Genomic DNA, 21,288 nt, shown 5'->3' on the forward strand with positions numbered 1-21,288 from the left:
GCGGGGGCCTGCGCGACGTGCCGCCGCCGCCCGAGCCGATGGACGACGACGTGCCCCCGCCGCCGGACCCCATGGACTACGGCGGCCCCGGCGGTCCTGCAGGCACCCCGCCCGCGCCCTACGACCAGCGCGCCGAGGAAGAGGACATGATGCGCGAGGCGTCGCTGCAGCCGGGCAACCTGGACCGCCGCGACGCGATGACGCTGGCGATGGAGCTGCTCAGCAAGGAGCTCGGCGCCAAGCCGATGTGACCGCCTGGCGCGACCGCACACCCCCGCAGGGGTGGCGCGGGCGCGCCGGGGGAACGGTAGACTGTGCCCGTCAAAGACACGATGAACCCGAGCCAGGAAGGTGCGACCGTGAACCAGCCCACCCCGCAGGACCAGCCCAACCAGGAGATGCCCGACATGCAGTCGATCCTGCAGCAGGCCCAGGAGATGCAGCAGCAGCTCCAGGCCGCCCAGCAGGAGATTCTCGCCACCGAGCTCGTCGGCTCCGCGGGCAACGGCCTCGTGGAGATCACGCTCACCGGCGGCGGCGAGGTCCGCGGCGTCAAGATCGACCCGAAGGTGGTCGACCCGGAGGACGTCGAGACCCTGCAGGACCTCATTCAGGGCGCCTTCGCCGACGGCCACGACAAGATCGGCAAGCTGGCCCAGGAGAAGCTCGGCCCGCTGACCCCGGGCTCCGGCCCGGAGGGCGACGCCGTCTCCAACCTGTTCGGCTAGGGAGCTTGCCGACGTCCCGTCGGCCCCCGTCCGCGCGCGTGCCGCGCCGTGGGCGGGGGCTTCCTGTTGCGTCGTTGCGGCGCATTACACTTGTGTGGTTCCGGAGGAAGGAAAGGATCGCCCGTGTTCGAAGGACCGTTGCAGGACCTCATCGACGAACTCTCGCGGCTGCCCGGGGTTGGCCCGAAGTCCGCGCAGCGCATCGCCTTCCACCTGCTGCGCGTCGAGCCGGAGGACATCAGCCGGCTGACCACGGCGCTCACGGCGGTCCGCGACGGGGTCAGCTTCTGCCGGATCTGCCGCAACATCTCCGCCGACGACGTCTGCCGCATCTGCGCGGACTCCACGCGCGACGCCTCCGTGATCTGCGTGGTCGAGGAGCCCAAAGACATCCAGGTCATCGAGCGCACCGGCGAGTTCGAGGGGCGCTACCACGTGCTCGGTGGGGCGCTCGACCCGCTGGCCAACGTCGGCCCGCGCGAGCTGAACATCTCGCAGCTGCTGCAGCGCATCGGCGGGGTGCTGCCGGACCGCGAGACCGCGGAGTCCACCCCGGAGGCGCCCGTCTACGAGGCCACCCCGGAGGTCTCCGAGGTCATCCTGGCCACCGACCCGAACACCGAGGGCGAGGCCACGGCCTCCTACCTGGTGCGCCTGCTGCGAGACTTCCCGGGGCTGAAGATCTCCAAGCTGGCCTCGGGCATGCCGCTGGGCGGCGACCTCGAGTTCGTCGACGAGCTGACGCTCTCGCGCGCGCTGTCGGGGCGCCTGACGGTTTGAGCCGGCGGGTTGAGCGGCCCGGCGGGCTGAGCGGTCGGCGGGGGATTCGGCGCGCTGTCGGGCCAGCGTGGTGGCAGGTGGGGGGAACGGTCACGAACTGTGCGGGAGCTGTGAAAGATTGCAATGAATCCTTGGCACCCACTTGAGCTGGGCTTATGCTGCCGGTAGAATTAAATCCTTAGAGATGGGGAAGTGAGAGACCTTCACCACCGACTACGGAGCGGTGTCGCCGGGTCTACCGGCAGGATCCGTGCAGAAAGCTGAGGAAAATCAATATGAAGTTCCGTTACCGGGCCCGTTCCGGGATGGCGGTCCTGTCGGCGTTGACCGTCGCCATAGCCGGCGCGGTCGTCGTGCCGGATTCGCCGCTTTCCGGGCTCGTCGCCCCCGCCGCCGCAGCGTCACTCAGGGATGAGGCCATCAGCGTCGCCGACCAGAAGGTTTCCGCGCTGCGCGCCGGCGACTGCACGGTCTCCCTGAACAGCAGGACCAGCGACAGCGAGCGTGACGCGAACGGCGTGACCACCTGGACCTTTAACCCGCATCCGACCACGCCGGAGAACACGCGCAACTTCGGGTTCACCACCAGGATCGACGGCGGGGGTGACCGCACCTTCAACCAGATCTATGGCGGGGACTCGAAGCGGACGGGCGCGATCGGGGGAGGCAGGTTCGCGGACTATCGTTTTCTGGAGCCCGGTGAGCAGGTCACCTCATCCCACCCCCGGGTCAATCGCGGACTGAAAGACGCGGTCAAAGATGCAGACGGCGAGGTGATCGAGAAAGGCGAACACGAAGAAGTCAACAGTCGGCAAACCTCGTCCAGCTACGATCTGCAACTCGAGAAGGAGGACGTCACAGCCGCGGCAAGCGAGGAGGGGCTCATCTTCGGCGCGGCGGGCAAATACGGCGCGGACAACACCAGCGCGAGCTTCCAGTTCTTTCAGAACCTGTACACGATCGCCCGTGTGAACCCGTGGCCCAGTGAGAACTCCGACTGCTCTCCGATCACGGTGAGCTGGAATAACCTCGAGCGCGTCGTCATCGAACCGGGCAAGACGATCGAGGTCGGCAAGGTCAACTTCACCGACGCCTCGACCCGGGACCGCATCGTCGTCGAGGCCTACACCAACGACGGGCGCTTCATCGACGCTGACGCGGAGATCGCCGAGGACGGCACGATCACCTACGCGCTGCCGAAGCACGTCGACACGCAGTGGTCGGAGAACGCCGGCATCACCTTCACCGCCTACGCCACGGAGCGCACTGCCGACGTTCTCAGGGCTGACGTCACGAAGACCGCAGATGGTGAGAAGACCTACGTATTTGAAGAGTCCGTTAATTCCATCGGCCGCTACAACAGGCCGAACGTCCTGAGCAGCTCGCACATCAGCCTGGACGACACGCAGTACCACGAGCCACGCTACGAGACCGGGGAGCAGGCGATCACCTCCGGCGTCGGCGAGGACGGCGTGACCTCGGAGCCGCAGGAGGTCGTCTTCGAGCAGGTCGGCGACATGATCGCCGATCTGATCAAGCCCGAGAGCGAGGGCGGCGCCGGCGCGACGGTCGAACTGGACACCGACCACGTCTACGACGGGTGGGAGGCCGAGTTCGTCAAACCGAACGAAGGCGACTACGACGTGCGCGTCACCGCGCCCGCCGGCGCCACGCCGGGCACCTTCGCCCAACCGCGCGTCGTCGTCACCTACACCAACGGCACGAAGGACGTTCTGCCGCTGCTGACGGTGGTCAACCCGAATGATACGCAGACCACCGACGTCGAGTACTCCGTGCAAGTCGGCGTCCAGGGCAAGAAGCTCGAGGCCCGGCCGACCCTGAGGCGCATCCTCGGGAAGAAGGCCCCGAAGGTCCCGAAGAGCTACGCGGTCGACGCCACCAGCATCCCCGAGGGATGGCAGATCACCGTCGCCGACGACGGCACCGTCACCGCCGTCTCCCCGGCGGACGCCCCGAACCACTCCGTGGCCAAGCCGGTGATCACCGCGACCTACCCGGACGGCACCACTGACGAGGTCTCCGTCATCTTCCAGGTCGTCACCAGTGTGAAGGTCCCCACCTACGAGGGCGTGAACGGCAAACCCGGCGCCGAGGTCACACTGTCGCCGGCCATGCCGACCAACGGCATCGACGGGAACCCGCAGGCCGAGGAACCGAGCAGCTACTCCTTCCCCGACGGCACGCACGAGTACCGGCCCGCCTCCAATTCCAACTGGGTGTTCACGATCGACGAGCACACGGGGGAGATCACCACGACGGTGCCCACGGACGCGTTGCCCGGTGCCAACGTCAACGTCCCGGTGCAGCTGCACTACGAAAGCGGCGCGGCGAAGCAGGCCACGACCGCCACCGTCGCCGTCTACAGCGACGCCACGGGCGTGGACAACGCCGTCTACCCGAGCCGGATGACCTCGGCCGGTGTGTCGGTCACCGCGCCGTTCACCACCGCTCTGGCGGACAAGACGGCCGCGCGCTACAGCCTGCCCCGCGACTACACCGACAACGGCGACGGGACCTACACCAGCCCCGAGGGCTGGACGGTCTCCGTGGCCGAGGACGGCGCGGTGACCGCCACCCCGCCGCAGCAGGCGCACAGCGGTGACACGCTGACCGTCCCCGTCAGCGTGGCCTACCCGGACGGCTCGTCCAACGAGGTGCCCGCGAAGTTCGTCGTCCTGGCCACCGACGCCGACGCGAACAACCCGTTCTACCCCACGGTGATGGGGGCGCCGGGCACGACGGCCACCAGCGCCGTCGACACCTCGCAGCTCAATCCCGTCCGTGTCGCCCGGTACTCCTTCATCACGGACCCGGAGGATCCCGGCTACCGCCCGCTGCCGCAGAACCTGAGCTGGGACCAGCTCAAGATCGACGAGAAGACCGGCGAGGTGATCACGGAGATCAGCCCCGAGGCGCTGCCCGGCACGTTCGCCGACGTCCCCGTCCGCATCGACTACGTGGACGGCTCGCACGGCAGCGCGCTCGCCACGGTGGGCGTGATCGCCCGCCGAGCCCAGGTCTACAACCCCTCCTACGACCTCCGGAAGACCACTCCGGGTGTCGCGAAGAGCTCCGAGCTCAAGCTCGCCAACGGCCGGCCGATCATGGACCGGGACCTGCGTCGCACCGACGCGGAAGGCAACAAGGTCAACCCCTTCTCCGCCCCGGAGACCGTGGACGGGTGGAAGGTCTCGGTCGGTGACGATGGCACGGTGACCGCGACCCCGCCGGTCGACGCCGCCAGCGGCGACTCCGTCAGGGTGCCGGTGACCATCACCTACTCGGACGGCTCCACGTTCACCACCGAGGCGAGCTTCGTCGTCCAGGCAGCCAGGGACATCCACGAGCCGGTCTACCCAGTGGATGTGGCTCTCCCCGGCAAGACGGCGACCCGCGAAGTCAGCTCCGACGGTGCCCCGGAGGGCACGACGTTCTCCCTCGCGGAGGGCCGGACTGACGTCGACGGCTGGAAGTACGAGATCGACCCGGAGACCGGGGCGGTCTCGGTCACCCCGCCGGCCGACGCGAAGCCGGGCTCGCAGCAGACCAACAACGTCACGGTGACCTACCCTGACGGCACCACCGAGGACATCCCGGTGACCACGGTGATCGCGCTGACCGACAGCTATGAGGCCGAGGTGGCCTACCCGTCGATGCCGACCCACGCCGGTGAGTCGACCACCTCGGAGCTGGATCTCGAGCTCGCCGAAGGCGTGACCGTGGCCGGTGAAAACCCCTACGCGATCGCCCCGGCCGAGGACTGGACCGACACCGAGAAACCGAACGAGCACGGCAACCCCGTCTACACGGTGCCCACCGACAACGGCGACTGGACCGTCAGCCTGGATGACAAGGGCAACGTGCTGGCCACCGCACCGAAGGACGCGAAGCCCGGCGACAGGGTCGAAGTGCCGGTGACCGTCACCTACGCCGACGGCTCGACCGACACGGCCACCGCCACGGTCGACGTGGTCGGCGTCGCCGAGCGCCCGATCCCCTTCGACGTGGAGTACCAGTACGACGACTCGATTCCGGCCGGCGAGTACAAGGTGACCACCAAGGGCGAGCCGGGCGCCCAGCGCCAGAACCTTGACGGCACCTGGAAGCAGGTGAAGGCCCCGCAGAACGAGGTCGTCAAGGTCGGCAACAAGAAGGTCGAGGGCAAGAAGATCACCTGGAAGCTGCCCGTGCCGTATCAGACGGAGTGGCGCGCCAACACCGATCTCGCCCCGGGCGTGACCAAGATCGTCCAGCAGGGCGAGAACGGGGAGGCGACCCACGAGGCGGACTTCACGGTCGCCGAGGGGGAGTCGTCCGTGGTCACGCGCACGGAGACGAAGCCGGCCACCCCGATGATCGTCGAGTATGGCCCGCGGCTCGACGACCAGTCGGTGATCACGAGGGTGACGCATGCGGTGCCCTTCGAGACGAAGGTGACGCCTGACCCGACGTTGCCCGCCGGCACGGTGGTCGTCGCCAAGCCGGGCGAGCTCGGCAGCGAGACCGTCACGTCGACGCAGGAGCTGGTCGACGGCAAGCCCTCGGGCGATCCCGTCGAGTCCAGGGAGCAGACCAAGGCCCCGGTGGCCGAGGAGATCCGCGTCGGTACGAAGGCCGTGGAGTCGGCCTACGATTCGGCCACGGTCACACCGGGTGAGTCGGTCACGCTGTCGAACGCGGCGAGCGATCTGCCGGAGGGCACGACGTACCGGCTGAAGGACGGCTGGGAGGCCCCGGACGGTTGGGACGTCTCCGTCGACGAGGAGACCGGTGCCGTCGAGGTCACGAGCCCGGCGGGAGCCCGCAGCGGGGACACGGTCCAGGTGCCGGTGATCACGAAGTACGGGACCAACGAGACCGAGTCGACGGCGACCGTCGTCGTCAAGGCCGCGGAGACCCGTGAGGTGCCGTTCTCCGTGACCTACGAGTACAACGACTCGATCCCCGCCGGGGAGTACGAGGTGACCACCGAGGGCCAGCCGGGCACGGAGATCCACCGAGCCGACGGCACCTGGGAGCGCACGAAGGAACCGGTCGCCGAGGTGGTCCAGATCGGTACCAGGCAGGCCGTTTCCGACGGTGCCGTGGCCTGGACCGTCCCGGTGCCGTTCGGGACGGTGCTGCGCCCGAATGCCGAGCTGGCTCCGGGTGAGACCAAGGTGGTCCAGGAGGGTGAGCGGGGACAGAAGGTCTTCACCGCGACGTTCACCGGTGAGGGCGGTTCCTCGACGGTGACGCCGAAGGAGGAGCAGACCCTGGCGCCGAAGGACCGGATCATCGAGTACGGCCCGCGCCTGGAGGACGAGGAGCTGACCACGACCGTGACCCGGGAGGTGCCCTTCACCGTGGAGGTCACCGAGGACCCGACCCTCGAGGCCGGCAAGTTCGTCGTCGACGAGCCGGGCACCCCGGGCAGCGAGACCGTCACGATCACGCAGAAGCTCGTCGACGGCAAGCCCTCCGGCGAGGCGGAGGAGTCGGTCGAGCGCACGGCCGAGCCGCAGAACGCCAAGATCCGCGTGGGCACCAAGCCCGCTGAGCCCACCGAGCCGACGGAACCCACGGACCCGACGGAGCCGACGGAACCCACAGAGCCCACGGAACCGACCGAGCCCGGCTCGTCGATGGACGAGTACGGCAAGTGCATCGCCACCGGCATGGGCGTCGGCTTCGGCCTGCCGCTGCTGCTGCTCGCCCCGCTGGGGCTGGCCAGCCAGGTCAGCTTGCCGGGTGTTACCCAGTGGCAGGAACAGATCAACGGCCAGATCGCGGAGATGAACGCCCGCATCGCCGATGAGACCGCCGGTCTGGGCCTCTACAACGAGGACCTGGCCCGTACGGTCAACGAGGTCAACGCCCGCATCGCCGAGATCGGGCAGCGCTTCAACGTGCACTTCGATGACCCGAACGTGCGCTACGCGCTGGGCGGTCTTGGCGTCGTGGCGCTCGGCCTGGCCATCGGCGGCGCCGTGTTCGCGGCTTGCGAGCCGCTGAAGGGCGAGTCCGCGGAGCCGGCCAACTCCTCGACCGGTGAGCTGTCCTCGGGCACGGAGCCCGGCGAGCCCGAGCCCGCCGAGTAACCGTCAGCCGCGCAAAGCCGAATCCCCGCACCTCCCGGAAGGAGGGTGCGGGGATTCGGTCTGTTCAGGCCCGTGCAGGCCAAAGCCCGTGCAAGGCCAGGGCCTCGGCCCAGGCTCAGCTCCGGCGGGCCAGGCGCTCCATGCGCAGCCGGTCGATGACCGGGATCTCCAGCGGCTCGAGCTCCGCGGGCTCGATGCCCATCGCCTGGGCCAGCAGCAGGTCGGCCAGCTGCGGGTTACGCGCCAGCACCGGCCCGTGCATGTAGGTGGCGATCACGCTGCCCTGCACCACGCCGTCGACACCCGTCTGGGTGCCGTCGCCACGGCCCTCGGACGCCGCGGTCTGCGTGGCCGTCTCGTCGGCGTTGCCGTTGCCGTGGGTGACCGTTCCCAGCGGCTGGGCGTCCGGGCCCAGGATCGTGGCCCCCAGGTGGTTCTCGAAGCCGGTCAGCGGCTCGGTCAGCCTCGCCGAGGCACCCGCACCGGTCGGGGTGGAGGCCAGCTCGCCGATGGCGCGCTCGGCCATCGCGGCCGTCGTCGCGTCGATGAGCCCCACGCCGGTGACCACGCGCTCGCCGACCCGGAAGCTCTCGCCGAGGACCTGCAGGCCGGCGCAGATGGCCAGCATCGGTCGGCGGGCATCGGCCGCGCGCGCCAGGCCGCCGTCGGCGATCAGGTGCTCGGCGGCCAGGATCTGCGCGGTGTCTTCGCCGCCGCCGATGGTGTAGACGTCCAGCGACTCCGGCACGGGCTCGCCGAGGGTGATCCGGTGGATCTCCGCCGGGATGTTGCGCATCCGGGCGCGCTGGCGCAGCACCAGCGCGTTGCCGTCGTCGCCGTAGGTGCCCAGCACGTCGGGCAGCACCAGCCCGATCGCAAGCGGTTCGCGGTTCACTTCCCGACCTCCTCGTCCTTCGTCGCGGCGGCGCCGGCTGCGCCGTTCTCATCGGCAGCACCGGCCTCGGCCGCGTCCTCGTCCTCGTGCCCGGCCACCGCGCGGTTGAGCGCCTTCTTCAGGTCGCGGAACGCGGTGTAGTTGGCCAGCACCTCCACCCGCCCGGCCGGGCAGGCGCGGATCGCGTCCAGCGGGTCGGGCACCAGGTCGTGGTCGATCCCGGCGTACATCAGGCGTACCGCCAGGTCCGTGCCGCGCTCGCCGGCGGCCTTGACCGAGAGGTTCTCGAAGTCCTCGAACTTCACGTCCCACAGCCAGGAGAGGTCCTCGCCGTCGGCGACCTGCCCGTTGACCGCGATGACCAGCCCGTCGGCGGTGCGGTCCACCATGGACAGCGCCTCCTGCCAGCCGGCCGGGTTCTTGGCCAGCAGCAGGTGCACGGAGCGCTCGCCGAGCTGCACCGTGGAGTAGCGCCCCGCGACGTCGTCAACCTGCTCGGCGGCGCGCACCGCGCGCTCAAAGGGCACGTCGAAGCCGCGCACGGCCGCGCAGACCGCCTGCGCGGCGTTGCCACGGTTGGCGTGACCGGGCAGCTTCAGCGCCAGCCCACGCTCGCCCTCGGGGGCGTGCAGGCCGGCGTCGTCCACGGTCCAGTCGGGCTCCGGGCGCCGGAAGACGCGACCGTCGGCAAGCGGCTTGACCGCGTACCAGTCGGCGCCCTCGCGCACGATGTGGCCGCCCGTGCGCGGGCAGGACACGGAGTCGCCGAGCCAGCCGCCGCCGGCGGCGACCCACACGGTCTTCTCGTGGTCGAAGGCCACCGAGGTCATCAGTACGTCGTCGCAGTTGGCCACGACCAGCATGTCGGGGTGGGCGTTGACGCACTCGCGCAGGCGGCGCTCGATGGTGTTGATCTCGCCGACGCGGTCGAGCTGGTCGCGCGAGAGGTTGAGCAGCACCAGCACCTCGGGGTGCAGGCGCTCGGCCACGCGCGGGACGTGCAGCTCGTCGACCTCGAGCACGATGTGCGAGGCGTCGCCGCCCGCCAGCAGCGCGGAGATGATGCCGGCGTCCATGTTGTCGCCGCCGTCGTTCGTGGCCACGTCGTGGACGGTGCGCGTCGCGGCGGCCAGCATCCGGGTCGTCGTCGACTTGCCGTTGGTGCCGGTCACCAGCGCGCAGGGCCGCCCGCCGCCGAGCTGGGCCATGATCGTCGGGTCGATGGCCTGGGCGACCAGCCCGCCGATCATGCCGCCGGCGCCGCGGCCGGTCATGCGCGAGGCGGTGGTGGCCAGGCGCGCCGAGGTGGTTGCGGCTCGGGTACGCAGGCGGCGCCACAGGGGGCGCCGCGACGGTTGGTTCTCGTCGCTCATGGGCGTCAAGCCTAGTCGGCCGCCGCGCCCGCCTCATCGTCCGCCGCGGCGTCGGATTCCACGTCCTGCTTGACGACGCCCGCGCCTGCCGCCACGGGCTGCGCCTGCGCGCCCTCGGCGCGTGCGACGGCGGCCAGGAACTCCTCGTCCGTGAGGATCGGGATGTTCTTGCGGTGGGCGTGCATGGCCTTGCCGCGCAGGTCCTCGGTGCGGTTGCACACCACCGCGGAGGACTGGCGGGTCAGCTTCTCGGTGTAGGCCAGGCCGGCGCGCATCAGGGCGTCGATGATCTCGTCGGGCTCGCGGGTGATCTCGTCGGTGACCACGATCTCCATGCCCGGCTCGAGGCCGCGCTCCGGGGTGTAGACACCCGGGTTAGGCACCGGGCGCGGCGCCTCGGCGGCGTCGACGCGCTCGTGGGAGCGCTGCAGGCCGAGCTTGTCGGCGCGCAGCTCCTCGGGGGTGTACCTGCGGCCCACCCCGCCGTTCTCGGCGAGGTGGCGGGCCATGCGCGCGACGACCATCGTCTGCTCGCGCGAGGTGTCGGCCTCGGTGCGCCGGGCGCGCGCGACCGTGGCGTTCGCGCGCGGGGCGTCCAGGCCCATCGCGCGGGCGACGGCGCCGGGGCGGGCGTCCACGATGTCGGTGCCGGCGCGGTGCGCCGCGGCCAGGGTGTCGACGATCGCCAGCGGGCGCGGCACGTGGCCGACCTTCTTGCGCCGGCCTCGCGAGCCGGAGCGGCCGCGGCGGCGCGAGCGGTTCGCGCGCGCGGCGGCGTTCATCGCGCGGCGCGACTCGGAGACGAGGTAGCCCCAGGCCAGCGGGGCGTCGTGCACGATGAGCGTGCGGTTGTCGATGAGCCGGTCGAGCTTCTTGAGCACCTGCGAGAAGCGCCGGCCGGCCCGGATCTCCTCGTGGGTCAGCCCGTGCTGGTGCACGGGGCCCGGGTCGGTGCGCTCGCCGGGGTCGATGACCTCGTGGAACTTCTCGGCCGGCTCGCCCTCGGCGTCGAAGACGACGGCGTCGACCGCCACCACGCGGCTGGTGGCCGGGTGGATGCCCGTGCCCTGCAGCGTGACGACGACCCAGGGGTACGCCTCGTCCGGCTCCGGCGCGGGGCGCTGCTCGCGGTCGGCGTGGTTGCCGCTGCGCCGGTCGCGGGCGTCATGGCCGTCGCCGTCGCGGTGGCGCGAGCCGTTGTCCGCGTCGCCGGCGTCGTCCGCGTTGTTCTGGTTGTTCCGGTTCGCGTTGTTCTGGTTCGCGGAGCCGCGGTGGTTGCCGCGGTTCGAGCGGCGTCGGGAGCGGCCGCCACGGCGGCGGCCCCTGCCGCCCTGGCCGTTCTGGTCGCTCGGGCTGGTCTGGCCGTTCTGTCCGTCGGCGTGCCGCGCGTTCTCGCCGGCCCGGTCCCGGCCGTTCTTCTCGGCGGCGTCGGCGCCGTTCTGGGCGCCGCGCTGCTGCTCGCCGGCGTGGCCGCCCTCGTGGCGGGCCTGCTGGTTGTTGCGGCCGGTGCCGCCGCGACGGCGGGAACCGCGCCTGCGGCGACGGCGCCGGTTGCGGGAGCGTCCGGTGCCGCCGGACTTCGCGTCGGCGGCACCCTGGCCGCCCTGGCCGCCGCGGTCGCCCGCGCGGTCGGCCGCGCGGTCGGCCGCGCCCTCGGCGTCTCCGGTCTGTGTGCTGGTCATCGTCGGTCCATCTTAAACCGGCCGCGGCGCACCAGGGCCGCGACCCCGAGAAGGATCAGGACCGCACCGATCACGGCGACCCCGACGGCCTCCGTGGTGGCGAAGCCGAGGATGCCGCCGCCGGCCACGAGCGCGATGCCGATCAGCATCGCCAGCAGCCCCGGCCACATCGCCGGGCGCTTGCGGGCCGGGGTGTGCGCGGGGGCGGGGTCGTCCGCGCAGTCCGGCTGCGCCGCGTGCACGGGCGCAGGCTCCGCCGCGTGCGCGGGTGCAGGCGCAGCCCCGGGCCCGGCCTCGCGCGCCGGGACGGCCGGGTTGCTGCGCCGGTCGGCGGCGACCTGCTCCGGGGTGATCAGCGGGAAGCCCATGGCCGCCGCGCGCTCGGGCGCCGGGGCACCGGCCGCGCCCTCAGCCGCGGGCGCGGCCTGCCCGGACCGGCCCGCCTGAGCAGACACGGCCTGGCCCGGCATCGTCGGCGGGGCGACCTCGCGCAGCCGGGCGAGGCGCTCCGGGGGCATCGCCGGCAGCTCGTCGGTGACCGTGGCACCGGCGACCGTGACTGTCCACTCCTTCGCCTCCGCGCCGACGACCGGGAAGGTGCCCGTCGCCGGGCGGTAGGCCGAGACCTCGGGTAGCGGGTTGACCTGCGGTTCGAGGTCGGCCTCCGTCGCCGAGGCGGCGTCGCGGACGTCGACCACCACGCTGTGGGAGCCGGGCGCGACGTCGGCAATCGGACCGTCACTTCGCCCGCCCACGTCGCCGGGGGCGGCGTCGTAAATGTAGAGGCGCGCCACCGGCACCAGCCCCAGCGCGCTGTAGTGGTCGACCAGGTCGCGCACCGCGGCGGAGTCGGCGGCGGAGAGCGGACCGACCACGTGGTCGTCGACGGCGGCGACCACGGTGCCGTCGAGGACGCGCAAGACCGCGAGGAACTGGGCGGGCACCACGCGCTCGAGCGGGCCGGTGCCCTCGCCGGCGGCGGTGTCGAGGGCGCGGCGGGTGCCCTCGGGGAGCAGCGCCCACGGCTCCTCGGGCGCGGAGTTGGCGGGCATGACCAGGCCCGGGGCCGGCAGCAGCAGCTCGGCGGTCAGGCGCCCGGAGCCGGGCTCGGGGGTCACGGCGACGCCGGGGGCGGGGGAGAGGCCCTGGTTGAGCAGGTGACCCAGCTGCGGGTAGGTCTCCAGCACCGACTGCGGCAGGCGGCCGATGCGCGCCGGGCCGTGGTGGACGACCAGCCCGCCCTGGTACTCGTCGCCCGTCAGGTGCAGGCGCTCGCCGGCGGGGTCGGTGCCGCCGAGCAGGGAGAGCAGCACGCCCTGGCTGGCGGCGTCGACGGGGACGCGGGCGCCGCCGCCGGCGGTGACGAGGGGGAGCGGGTAGAGCGGGCGGTTCATGGCCCCAGTTTAAGCGGGCGAGCCGCGCGCCCGGACCCGCACCCGCACGATGTCGCGCCGCGCACGGCGGGTGGCCGGCTGCCCTTCCTCGGGTGCGGGTTGGTAGGCGGTTGTCGCGCCGCGCACGGCGGGTGGCCGGGGGTGGCGCGGGGAATTGTTCAACAATTGATTTGTCACTCGTCACTCCCACCCTTAATATGATCCGCACCACACGAGATCCCGACGCAGAAAGGCGGCGCCGACGTGAGCAACGCCGACCGGGTCCCCGAAGCCACCACCCCCGAAGAGACCGGCGCGTCCCCCGCGGGCGCGCAGGCGGGGGCCGCACGGGCCGACGGACACACCAAGAAGCATCACCGCATGACCCAGGCCGAGGTGCGCAAGGCCGCCACCCCGCGCCGCGGCGCGATGTACGGGGCCATGATGCTGATGGCCACCAGCGCCATCGGCCCCGGATTCCTCACCACCACCAGCGTCTTCACCGTCCAGATGGGCGCCTCGTTGGCCTTCGCCATCATGGTGTCCATCCTTGTCGACATCGCGATCCAGCTGAACGTCTGGCGCGTGCTCGGCGTCTCCGGCCTGCGCGCCAACGAGCTCGGCAACGCCGTGCTGCCCTACCTGGGCTGGATCCTCGGCGCGCTCGTCTTCCTCGGCGGCCTGGCCTTCAACATGGGCAACATCGCGGGCGCCGGCCTCGGCCTCAACGCGATGCTGGGCCTCGACCCGATCATCGGCGGCGGACTGGCCGCTGTCATCGCCGTGCTCGTCTTCATCTCGCGGCGCGCGGGCGTGGCGCTCGACCGCATCGTCGTTGTGCTCGGCGCGATCATGGTGCTGGTCATGCTCTACGTCGCGGTGGTCTCGGCCCCGCCGGTCGGCGAGGCGCTGAAGAACACCGTCATGCCCGAGGAGATCGACGGCGTGGTCATCACCACCCTCATCGGCGGCACCGTCGGCGGCTACATCACCTTCGCCGGCGCGCACCGCATGATCGACTCCGGCTACACCGGCCCCGAGAACGTCGGCGAGATCACCAAGACCTCCGTGCTCGGCATCATCGTCACCGGCGTCATGCGCATCCTGCTCTTCCTGGCGGTGCTCGGCGTGGTGGCCACCGGGGTCGCGCTTTCCGAGGACAACACCGCCGCCGACGCCTTCCAGCACGCCGCCGGCGAGATCGGCCTGCGCTTCTTCGGCGTGGTGCTCTTCTCCGCGGGCCTGACCAGCGTGATCGGCGCGTCCTACACCTCGGTCAGCTTCGTGACCAGCCAGGAGACCTCGCAGGCCACACGCAGCTGGCTGACCATCGCCTTCATCGCCGTGTGCGCCGTGGGCTACCTGCTGCTGGGCAAGGGCCCGCAGCAGCTGCTCATCTTCGCCGGCGCGTTCAACGGCCTGATCCTGCCGATCGGCTTCACCATCGTCGGCTGGGTCGCCTGGCGCCGCCGCGACCTGCTGCACGGCCAGGCCTACCCGAAGTGGCTGCTGATCCTCGGCGCGCTGGCCTGGATCTTCACCGTCTACCTGGGCGTGTTCACCTTCTCCGACATCGTGGCGCTGTGGGGCTGAGATGACTGAGTCCGACTCGATTTCCGACGTCCCGGTGCTCGGCGCCGCGACCACCCCCGCCGAGGCGCGCGCCGCGTTCCGCGACGGTGCGGTACGGCCCACCGCGGGTCTCGCCGCGGGACACGTGCAGTGCAACCTGCTCTCCTTGCCTGCGGCCGACGCCTTCGACTTCCTGCTCTTCGCGCAGCGCAACCCCAAGCCCTGCCCGATCATCGAGGTCCTCGAGGCCGGGCAGCTGTCCAGCGAGGTCATGCCCGGCGGCGACATCCGCCGCGACGTGCCCGCCTACCGCGTCTTCCGCGACGGCGAGCTCGTCGACGAGGTCACGGACGCCAGCGGGGTCTGGCGCGACGACCTGGTCAGTTTCCTGATCGGCTGCTCGTTCACCTTCGAGTCCGCCCTGCTGGACGCCGGGGTGCCGGTGGCCCACATCGCCCAGGGGCGCAACGTGCCGATGTACCGGACCAACGTGCCGGCCCGCCCGGCGGGGCGCTTCTCCGGTCCGTTGGTGGTCTCGATGCGCCCGATGCCGGCCGCGCAGGTCGCCGACGCGGTGCGGATCACCTCGCGTTACCCGTCGGTGCACGGTGCGCCGGTGCACGTGGGGGACCCGGCGGCGATCGGCATCGAGGACATCTCCCGGCCGGACTTCGGTGAGGCCGTCGAGATCGCCGAGGGCGAGATCCCGGTCTTCTGGGGCTGCGGTGTCACCCCGCAGGCCGCGGTGATGGCCTCGAAGCCGGAGTTCGCGATCAGCCACGCCCCGGGCCACATGCTCATCACGGACCTGAAGGACTCCGACTTCCAGGTCCCGTGAGGTCGGGGCGGGGTCGGGTCGGGCTGGGTGACCGCGGTTCAGCGGGGCCGGGCGCCGCTGTGCCCCGGTGATCCGGGGGCGGCCCGGTCATCCCGCCGTGTCCCGGTCATCCGGCCGTGTCCCGGTCATCCGGGGCGCTTTCCGGTCGTGCCGCCGGCCAATCCTCTGCGTTCCGGTCCTTCCGGGTGCCCCGACCGGGAAAATGTGTCATGGGGGAATTCAACGAACCGGGTTTTCCCAGGTCAGCTTCTGACCTGTCTGCTGGTATGACACAAAAAGTCGGTTCCGGAGGGCGTGACGGGGGATCCGCGGCCGGCTGACCCGGAAATGAGCCCGGTGGGCCCGGCCAGAAGGTGCAGGGGAGGGAGGACAGCCCCCGGCCTCGGCCCCGCCTGCCCCGTTACTTCCCGGCCCGCTACTTCTCCGTGTTCCCCGTGCTCTCCGCGGACTCGAGGATCCCGATGATGCGCTGCGCGGTGGCCAGCAGGCTCTCGTGCAGCGCCGCGGCCGCGCTCTCGCGGTCCCCTGCGGCTACCAGCTCGGCGACCCGGGCGTTCTGCTCGACGTAGTCGGCGTGGAAGTCCGGCTCGAATCGGGTGACCAGCAGGAAGACCAGGCGCATGCGCGCGAGCATCCGGTCGCTGAACTCCGCCAGGCTCGGGGCCCCGGACGTCGCCACTATGTGGCGGTGGAAGCTCTGGTTGCACGCCGCGACCTCGGCCAGGTCCCCGGCTTCGAGGCCCTCGCGGGCCTCGGCGACGATGCCCTGCAGCTCAGCGGTGTCCGGGGAGTCGCCCCACAGCAGGCACGCCGGCTCCACGGTCGCACGTACCCGGTAGAGGTCGTCGACGTCCGCGGGCGTCGGGATGACCAGGAAGACCCCGCGGTAGGGGATCCGCTCGACCACGCCCTCGGCCGCCAGCATCGCGTAGGCCTCGCGCAGCGTGTTGCGCGAGACGCCCAGGCGGGCGGCCATGGCGACCTCGTTGAGCTTCTCGCCGGGGGCGAAGGCGCCCGCCGAGATCTCCCGGCGCAGCCGGGTCGCCGCCACGTCGGCGCGGATCACCGCTCCGGTGTCGGCAGACCCGGAGGACTCGCCTGCACCCACGGCACCGGCCCCGGTATCCCGGCCGGCAGACCCGGCGGCCCCGCCAGCCCCCGCACCAGCGACGGTGCCGGTGGCCCCCACGCCGACCGTCATGCGATCGAGCCCAGGCGGTCGCCTTGGTCGAACTGCGTGCCCTCGGAGATCTCCTGGGTCAGCGTGCCGCCGGCCGGGGCGGTGATGGTGGACTCCATCTTCATCGCCTCGACGGTGGCCACGGCCTCGCCCTTGTCCACGGCGGCGCCGTCGGGGACCTTCCACTCCACCAGCGAACCGGCGAAGGACGCCGTCACCGGAACCGAGCCGTCATCGGCGGCCCCGGCACCGCCGGCTGCACCGGCACCGGCCCCCGCACCGGCACCCGAACCACCGCCGGCGCCGCCCGCGGCGCCGGGGCCACCCGCAGCGGAACCGCCCGCGCCGGCCGACGCGGCGTCGGCAAGCGAGAGCAGCTCGACCGGCAGGCGCAGCTCGTGGGCGCGCCCGTCGATCTCGACGGTCAGGGCGGTGCGCTCCTGGTAGATCGCGGCGATGTCGTCGTGGGCGGTGCGGAAGCGCGGGGTGTACTCGGAGTCGACCCAGTCGGTGTAGATGCCGAAGCCCTCGGCGGAGAGCACCTCGTGGTCGACCATGTCGCGGTGGAAGGGCAGCACGGTGCGCACGCCGGTGACCTCGAACTCGGCCAGCGCCTGGCGCGCGCGGCGCAGCGCGACCTCGCGGTCCGGGCCCCAGACGATCAGCTTGCCCAGCAGCGAGTCGTAGTAGCTGGGCACCGTGCCGCCGGTGCGCACGCCCGCGTCGACGCGCACGCCGGGGCCCGTCGGCGGGTCCAGCAGCGCGACGGTGCCCGGGCAGGGCGCGAAGCCGTTGGCGATGTCCTCGGCGTTGATGCGGAACTCGAAGGCGTGCCCGCGCGGGGTCGGGTCCTCCGTGATCGACAGCGGCAGGCCCGCCGCCACGCGGAACTGCTCGGCGACGATGTCCACACCCGTGGTCTCCTCGGTGACCGGGTGCTCGACCTGCAGCCGCGTGTTGACCTCGAGGAAGCTGACCGTGCCGTCCTCGGCGACGATGTACTCCACCGTGCCCGCCGAGGTGTAGCCGGCCTCCCGGCAGATGGAGCGCGCGCCCTCGGTGATGCCCTCGCGCTGCTCGTCGGTCAGGAACGGCGCCGGGGCCTCCTCGATGAGCTTCTGGTAGCGGCGCTGCGTGGAGCAGTCGCGGGTGCCCAGGACGACCACGTTGCCGTGGGTGTCCGCGAGCACCTGCGCCTCGACGTGGCGCGGGTGGGTGAGGAACTTCTCCACGTAGCACTCGGAGCGGCCGAACGCTTCGCCGGCCTCGCGGCCCGCGGACAGGAACGCCTCCTCGATGTCTCCGCGCTCGTGGACGACCTTCAGGCCGCGCCCGCCGCCGCCGAAGGCCGCCTTGATGGCGATGGGCAGGCCGTGCTCGTCGGCGAAGTCGCGCGCCTGCTCCCAGCTGCTGAGCGGGTCCGGGGTGCCCGGGGCCAGCGGGGCGCCGGCCTTGGTGGCCAGCTCGCGGGCGGAGAGCTTGTCGCCGAGCAGGTCGATCGCCTTCGAGGACGGGCCGACCCAGGTCAGCCCGGCGTCCTCGACGGCGCGGGCGAAGTCGGAGTTCTCCGAGAGGAAGCCGTAGCCGGGGTGCACGCAGTCGGCGCCGGCGCGGTCGGCGATGTCCAGCAGCGCGGGGACGTTCATGTAGGTCTCGCGGGCGGTGGAGCCGGGCAGGGCGTAGGCCTCGTCGGCGACGCGGGTGTGCAGCGCGTCGACGTCGGCCTCGGAGTAGACGGCGATGGACTTCATGCCCAGGTCGCGGGCCGCGCGCGCGATGCGCACGGCGATCTCGCCGCGGTTGGCGATCAGAACTTTCTTGAGCGGGAAGTCAGTCACTTCGTCTCCTTGGTGTCAGCGGTGTCGGCGGTGGCCGTTTCGGCGGCGTCGGTGTCGGCGGGTTCGGCGGTGGTGGCCGGGTCCGAGACCTGGCCGAGGGGTTCGAGGGTGTCGGGGTCGACGGCGATGAGCTGCACGCGCGCGCCGGGCGGCAGCTGCGCGGCGATGTCGAGGTCCTCGTGGACCACGGTGGCGATCACGGGGTAGCCGCCGGTGACGGCGTGGTCGCGCAGGAAGATCACGGGCGAGCCATTCGGCGGGACCTGCACGCAGCCGGCGATCATGCCCTCGCTGGCCAGCTCGCCGTCGCGCACGCGCTCGATGGGCGGGCCGCCGCGCTTGCGGCGTCGCCTGCTTGCCGACGCCGCGTCGGCCGCCGCCGCGTCCGCCCTCGCCGTGGCTGCGTGGGCGCCCGTGCCGTCTGCGCCGGCCCGGTCGGTGGTCTCGGGTGCGGCGCCGGCGGGCGCCGCACCGCCGTCAGGTGTCGCACTACCGTCGGTGCGCGCGGCGTCGGAAATCGTGTCCGGCAGCTCGGCGTCGGCGGTGGTGCCGGCGAGCTTCACGCGCCCGGCGCGGTGGCCGCCGCTGGCGGGGCCGGCGGTGCGGAAGGCGTCGATGGCGGCCTGGACGGGCAGCTCGACGGCGTCGGGTTCGAGGCGCAGGCCGACGCGGTTGGACTGGGCGGTCACGGACCAGGCGCGCGAGGTCAGGGCGGCGACGCCGTCGCGGAACCAGTCGTCACGCGGGCCCGGCACGCAGCGCAGCACCGCGCCGGTGCGGCCCTTGCCCACGTCCTGGACGCGCACCGGGTTGTGCTGGGCCGGCGAGACGGTGCCGCGCGCGTCGGTGGGCACCGAGAGCAGCGCGCCGGGCTCCAGGGGTGCCGCGCCCAGCCCGGAGAGCTGGTCGGTGGCCACGGAGCCGAGCTCGGTGGCGGCGACGATTCCGCCGCGCAGCGCGACGTAGGTGCGCGCGCCGAGGGTGGCCGGGCCGACCTTCAGCCTGGAGCCGGCGGGCAGCAGCACCGGGGAGCCCAGGCGCACCGGGGTGGTGCGCACGCGGGCGTCGGCACGCGCGCCGGTGACGGCTACGACGGTGTCGACCAGGGCGGTCAGCTCGAGCCCGCCGATGTTCTCCAGCACGGCGGCGCCCGGTTTGTTGCCCACCGCGGAGTTGGCCACGCGGGCGGCGGCGCGGTCGGCCGAGCCGGAGCCGGTCACGCCGAGGTCGCCGTGGCCGGCGCGGCCGCGGTCCTGGAGCAGGGTCTGCATGCCGGTGGAGACGAGGCGGGCCACCGGGCGGTGCGGGCGGGCGTGGCGCTCGCGCTCGGCGCGCGGCGGCTCGGCCGGGTGCTCCTCGACGGCGCGGTAGCGGACGGTGTCGCCGGGGCGCACCGCGGCGGGGAAGTCCGCCTCGGGGTCCCACATGCGGTGGCGGGTGGTGCCGATCAGCTGCCAGCCGCCCGGCGAGGTGCGCGGGTAGACGGCGGTGAAGGAGCCGGCCAGCCCGACCGCGCCGGCGGGCACCGCGGTGCGCGGCGAGGAACGCCGGGGCACGTCGAGGGCGTCGGCCTCGTCGACGGCGGTGCAGTAGGTGAAGCCGGGGGCGAAGCCGCCGAAGGCGCCGGTGAAGGTGGTCGAGGTGTGCCACTCGATGAGCTGCTCGGGCGTCTTGCCCACGGCCTTCGCGGCGGCCTCGAGGTCGTCGCCGTCGTAGACGACGTCGATGACGATCTCACGGGCGCCTGCGGTGTCGCGCTTCGGCGGGGTGAACTCGGCGAGCCGGCGGGCGGCGTCGCGCGCGGCGGCGTGCGAGTCGGTGACCACCAGCAGGGTCTCGGCAGCGGCGATGGCCTCGACCTGGCCGGGCAGTGGCTCGGAGGTCAGGGCGGCGTGCCAGTCCAGGACGGTCTCCAGGTCCGGCAGGTCGATCAGGATCGCGCGCGAGCCGACGCGGTGGACGGCCAGGCCGGGCGCGCCGGCGGCGGTGTCGGGGGTGTCGGGGGACTGGCTCACAGGAACCCCTCGATCTTGACGCCCTCGGCGCCGAGGCGCTCGACGACGGCGCGGGTCAGCTCGACCGCGCCCGGGGAGTCGCCGTGCACGCACACGGACTCGGCGTCGACCTCGAGGACGCTGCCGTCGCGGGCGGTCACTGCGCCCGAGGTGGACACCTGCAGCACGCGGGCCGCCACGGCCTCCGGGTCGGTGAGCACGGCGCCGGCCTCGCGGCGGGAGACCAGCGTGCCGTCCGGGTTGTAGGCGCGGTCGGCGAAGGCCTCGCGCACCACGCGCAGGCCGGCCTTCTCGGCCAGGTCCACGGCCACGCCGCCCGGTAGGAGCATCAGGGGCAGGTCCGCGAAGGCGCGCACGCCGTCGATGACGGCCCAGGCGTGCTCCTCGTTGCGCACGATCGTGTTGTAGAGCGCGCCGTGGGGCTTGACGTAGCTGACCTTCGTGCCGTTGGCGCGGGCCAGGGCGTCCAGGGCGCCGATCTGGTAGGTGACCTCGTCGGCCAGCTCCGCGGGCGCGTAGTCGATGAAGCGGCGGCCGAAGCCGGCCTTGTCGTTGTAGCCGACGTGCGCGCCGACGACCACGCCACGCTCGGCGGCGGCCGCCAGGGTCTCCGCGATGCCGTGCGGGTCGCCGGCGTGGAAGCCGCAGGCCACGTTGGCGCTGGAGATCAGGCCGATCATGGCGGCGTCGTCGGCGACGGGGTTGCCCGCCGTGGACTCTCCGAGGTCTGCGTTGAGGTCGATGGTGGTCATCGCGGGGCGGCTCCTCTTCGGTTGACGTTGGACGGTTCTCGGTCGCGACCGGCCCGGAGGCACGGGTGCGTCCGAGCGCTCCGGGACGAGCGTGGATTGTTGAACAATCCTAGTGTAACGCTCGACACTCTACGCCGTCTGCTGTGGTCTGTGCGTCCTCA

13 protein-coding genes and 1 pseudogene are annotated in these 21,288 nt (G+C 72.2%); 6 read left to right on the plus strand and 8 right to left on the minus strand.

Going from position 1 to position 21,288, the window contains the following annotated elements:
- The 4 genes and pseudogenes from QQA02_RS09600 to QQA02_RS09615 all read left to right on the plus strand — a co-directional run.
- Positions 1-251, plus strand: a pseudogene (locus QQA02_RS09600) (DNA polymerase III subunit gamma/tau); the annotation flags it as partial.
- Positions 252-398: 147 nt separating this feature from the next.
- Positions 399-728, plus strand: a complete 330-nt coding sequence (locus tag QQA02_RS09605; protein WP_284776228.1) for a YbaB/EbfC family nucleoid-associated protein — start codon at positions 399-401, stop codon at positions 726-728.
- 123 nt (positions 729-851) lie between these two features.
- Complete coding sequence (recR, locus tag QQA02_RS09610; RefSeq protein WP_284776215.1) at positions 852-1,508, plus strand: recombination mediator RecR; 657 nt, start codon at positions 852-854, stop codon at positions 1,506-1,508.
- 275 nt (positions 1,509-1,783) lie between these two features.
- Positions 1,784-7,609 carry a YPDG domain-containing protein gene (locus QQA02_RS09615; protein WP_284864200.1) on the plus strand — a complete coding sequence of 1,942 codons (5,826 nt, stop codon included), beginning with the start codon at positions 1,784-1,786 and terminating at the stop codon, positions 7,607-7,609.
- Between the two features lie 115 nt (positions 7,610-7,724).
- Here QQA02_RS09615 and QQA02_RS09620 read toward each other — a convergent pair whose 3' ends face one another.
- The 4 genes from QQA02_RS09620 to QQA02_RS09635 are packed head-to-tail and all read right to left on the minus strand — an operon-like array spanning position 7,725 to position 12,953.
- Positions 7,725-8,504: a type 1 glutamine amidotransferase gene (locus QQA02_RS09620; RefSeq protein WP_284774749.1), complete on the minus strand. Its 780-nt coding sequence runs from the start codon at positions 8,502-8,504 to the stop codon at positions 7,725-7,727.
- Positions 8,501-9,877: a Mur ligase family protein gene (locus tag QQA02_RS09625; protein WP_284864201.1), complete on the minus strand. Its 1,377-nt coding sequence runs from the start codon at positions 9,875-9,877 to the stop codon at positions 8,501-8,503. Before QQA02_RS09625 ends, QQA02_RS09620 begins: the two co-directional genes overlap by 4 nt.
- Before the next feature lie 11 nt (positions 9,878-9,888).
- Entirely contained in the window at positions 9,889-11,559 is a 1,671-nt protein-coding gene (locus tag QQA02_RS09630; protein WP_284774754.1) for an exonuclease domain-containing protein, read from the minus strand.
- Positions 11,556-12,953: a hypothetical protein gene (locus tag QQA02_RS09635; protein WP_284774756.1), complete on the minus strand. Its 1,398-nt coding sequence runs from the start codon at positions 12,951-12,953 to the stop codon at positions 11,556-11,558. The genes QQA02_RS09630 and QQA02_RS09635 overlap by 4 nt, the downstream gene beginning before the upstream one ends.
- Before the next feature lie 360 nt (positions 12,954-13,313).
- Here QQA02_RS09635 and QQA02_RS09640 point away from each other — a divergent pair, with 360 nt between their 5' ends.
- Positions 13,314-14,525 carry an NRAMP family divalent metal transporter gene (locus QQA02_RS09640; RefSeq protein ID WP_284774758.1) on the plus strand — a complete coding sequence of 404 codons (1,212 nt, stop codon included), beginning with the start codon at positions 13,314-13,316 and terminating at the stop codon, positions 14,523-14,525.
- A gap of 1 nt (position 14,526) precedes the next feature.
- Entirely contained in the window at positions 14,527-15,342 is an 816-nt protein-coding gene (locus QQA02_RS09645; protein ID WP_284774760.1) for a putative hydro-lyase, read from the plus strand.
- A 415-nt stretch (positions 15,343-15,757) separates the two neighbouring features.
- Here QQA02_RS09645 and QQA02_RS09650 read toward each other — a convergent pair whose 3' ends face one another.
- Genes QQA02_RS09650 through QQA02_RS09665 form a run of 4 tightly spaced genes read right to left on the minus strand, consistent with a single transcriptional unit; the run spans position 15,758 to position 21,127 of the window.
- The gene (locus QQA02_RS09650) at positions 15,758-16,543 is read right to left on the minus strand and encodes a GntR family transcriptional regulator (protein ID WP_284774761.1); all 786 of its coding nucleotides are present in this window, start codon (positions 16,541-16,543) and stop codon (positions 15,758-15,760) included.
- Complete coding sequence (locus QQA02_RS09655) at positions 16,540-18,360, minus strand: acetyl/propionyl/methylcrotonyl-CoA carboxylase subunit alpha (RefSeq protein ID WP_284774762.1); 1,821 nt, start codon at positions 18,358-18,360, stop codon at positions 16,540-16,542. Before QQA02_RS09655 ends, QQA02_RS09650 begins: the two co-directional genes overlap by 4 nt.
- Positions 18,357-20,375, minus strand: a complete 2,019-nt coding sequence (locus tag QQA02_RS09660) for a 5-oxoprolinase subunit B/C family protein (protein ID WP_284774763.1) — start codon at positions 20,373-20,375, stop codon at positions 18,357-18,359. The genes QQA02_RS09655 and QQA02_RS09660 overlap by 4 nt, the downstream gene beginning before the upstream one ends.
- On the minus strand, positions 20,372-21,127 hold the full coding sequence (locus QQA02_RS09665) for a LamB/YcsF family protein (protein WP_284774764.1): 756 nt from the start codon (positions 21,125-21,127) through the stop codon (positions 20,372-20,374). Before QQA02_RS09665 ends, QQA02_RS09660 begins: the two co-directional genes overlap by 4 nt.
- Positions 21,128-21,288: the final 161 nt, after the last annotated feature.

Source organism: Corynebacterium sp. MSK006 (assembly GCF_030232385.1).
Classification (GTDB): Bacteria; Actinomycetota; Actinomycetes; order Mycobacteriales; family Mycobacteriaceae; genus Corynebacterium; species Corynebacterium frankenforstense_A.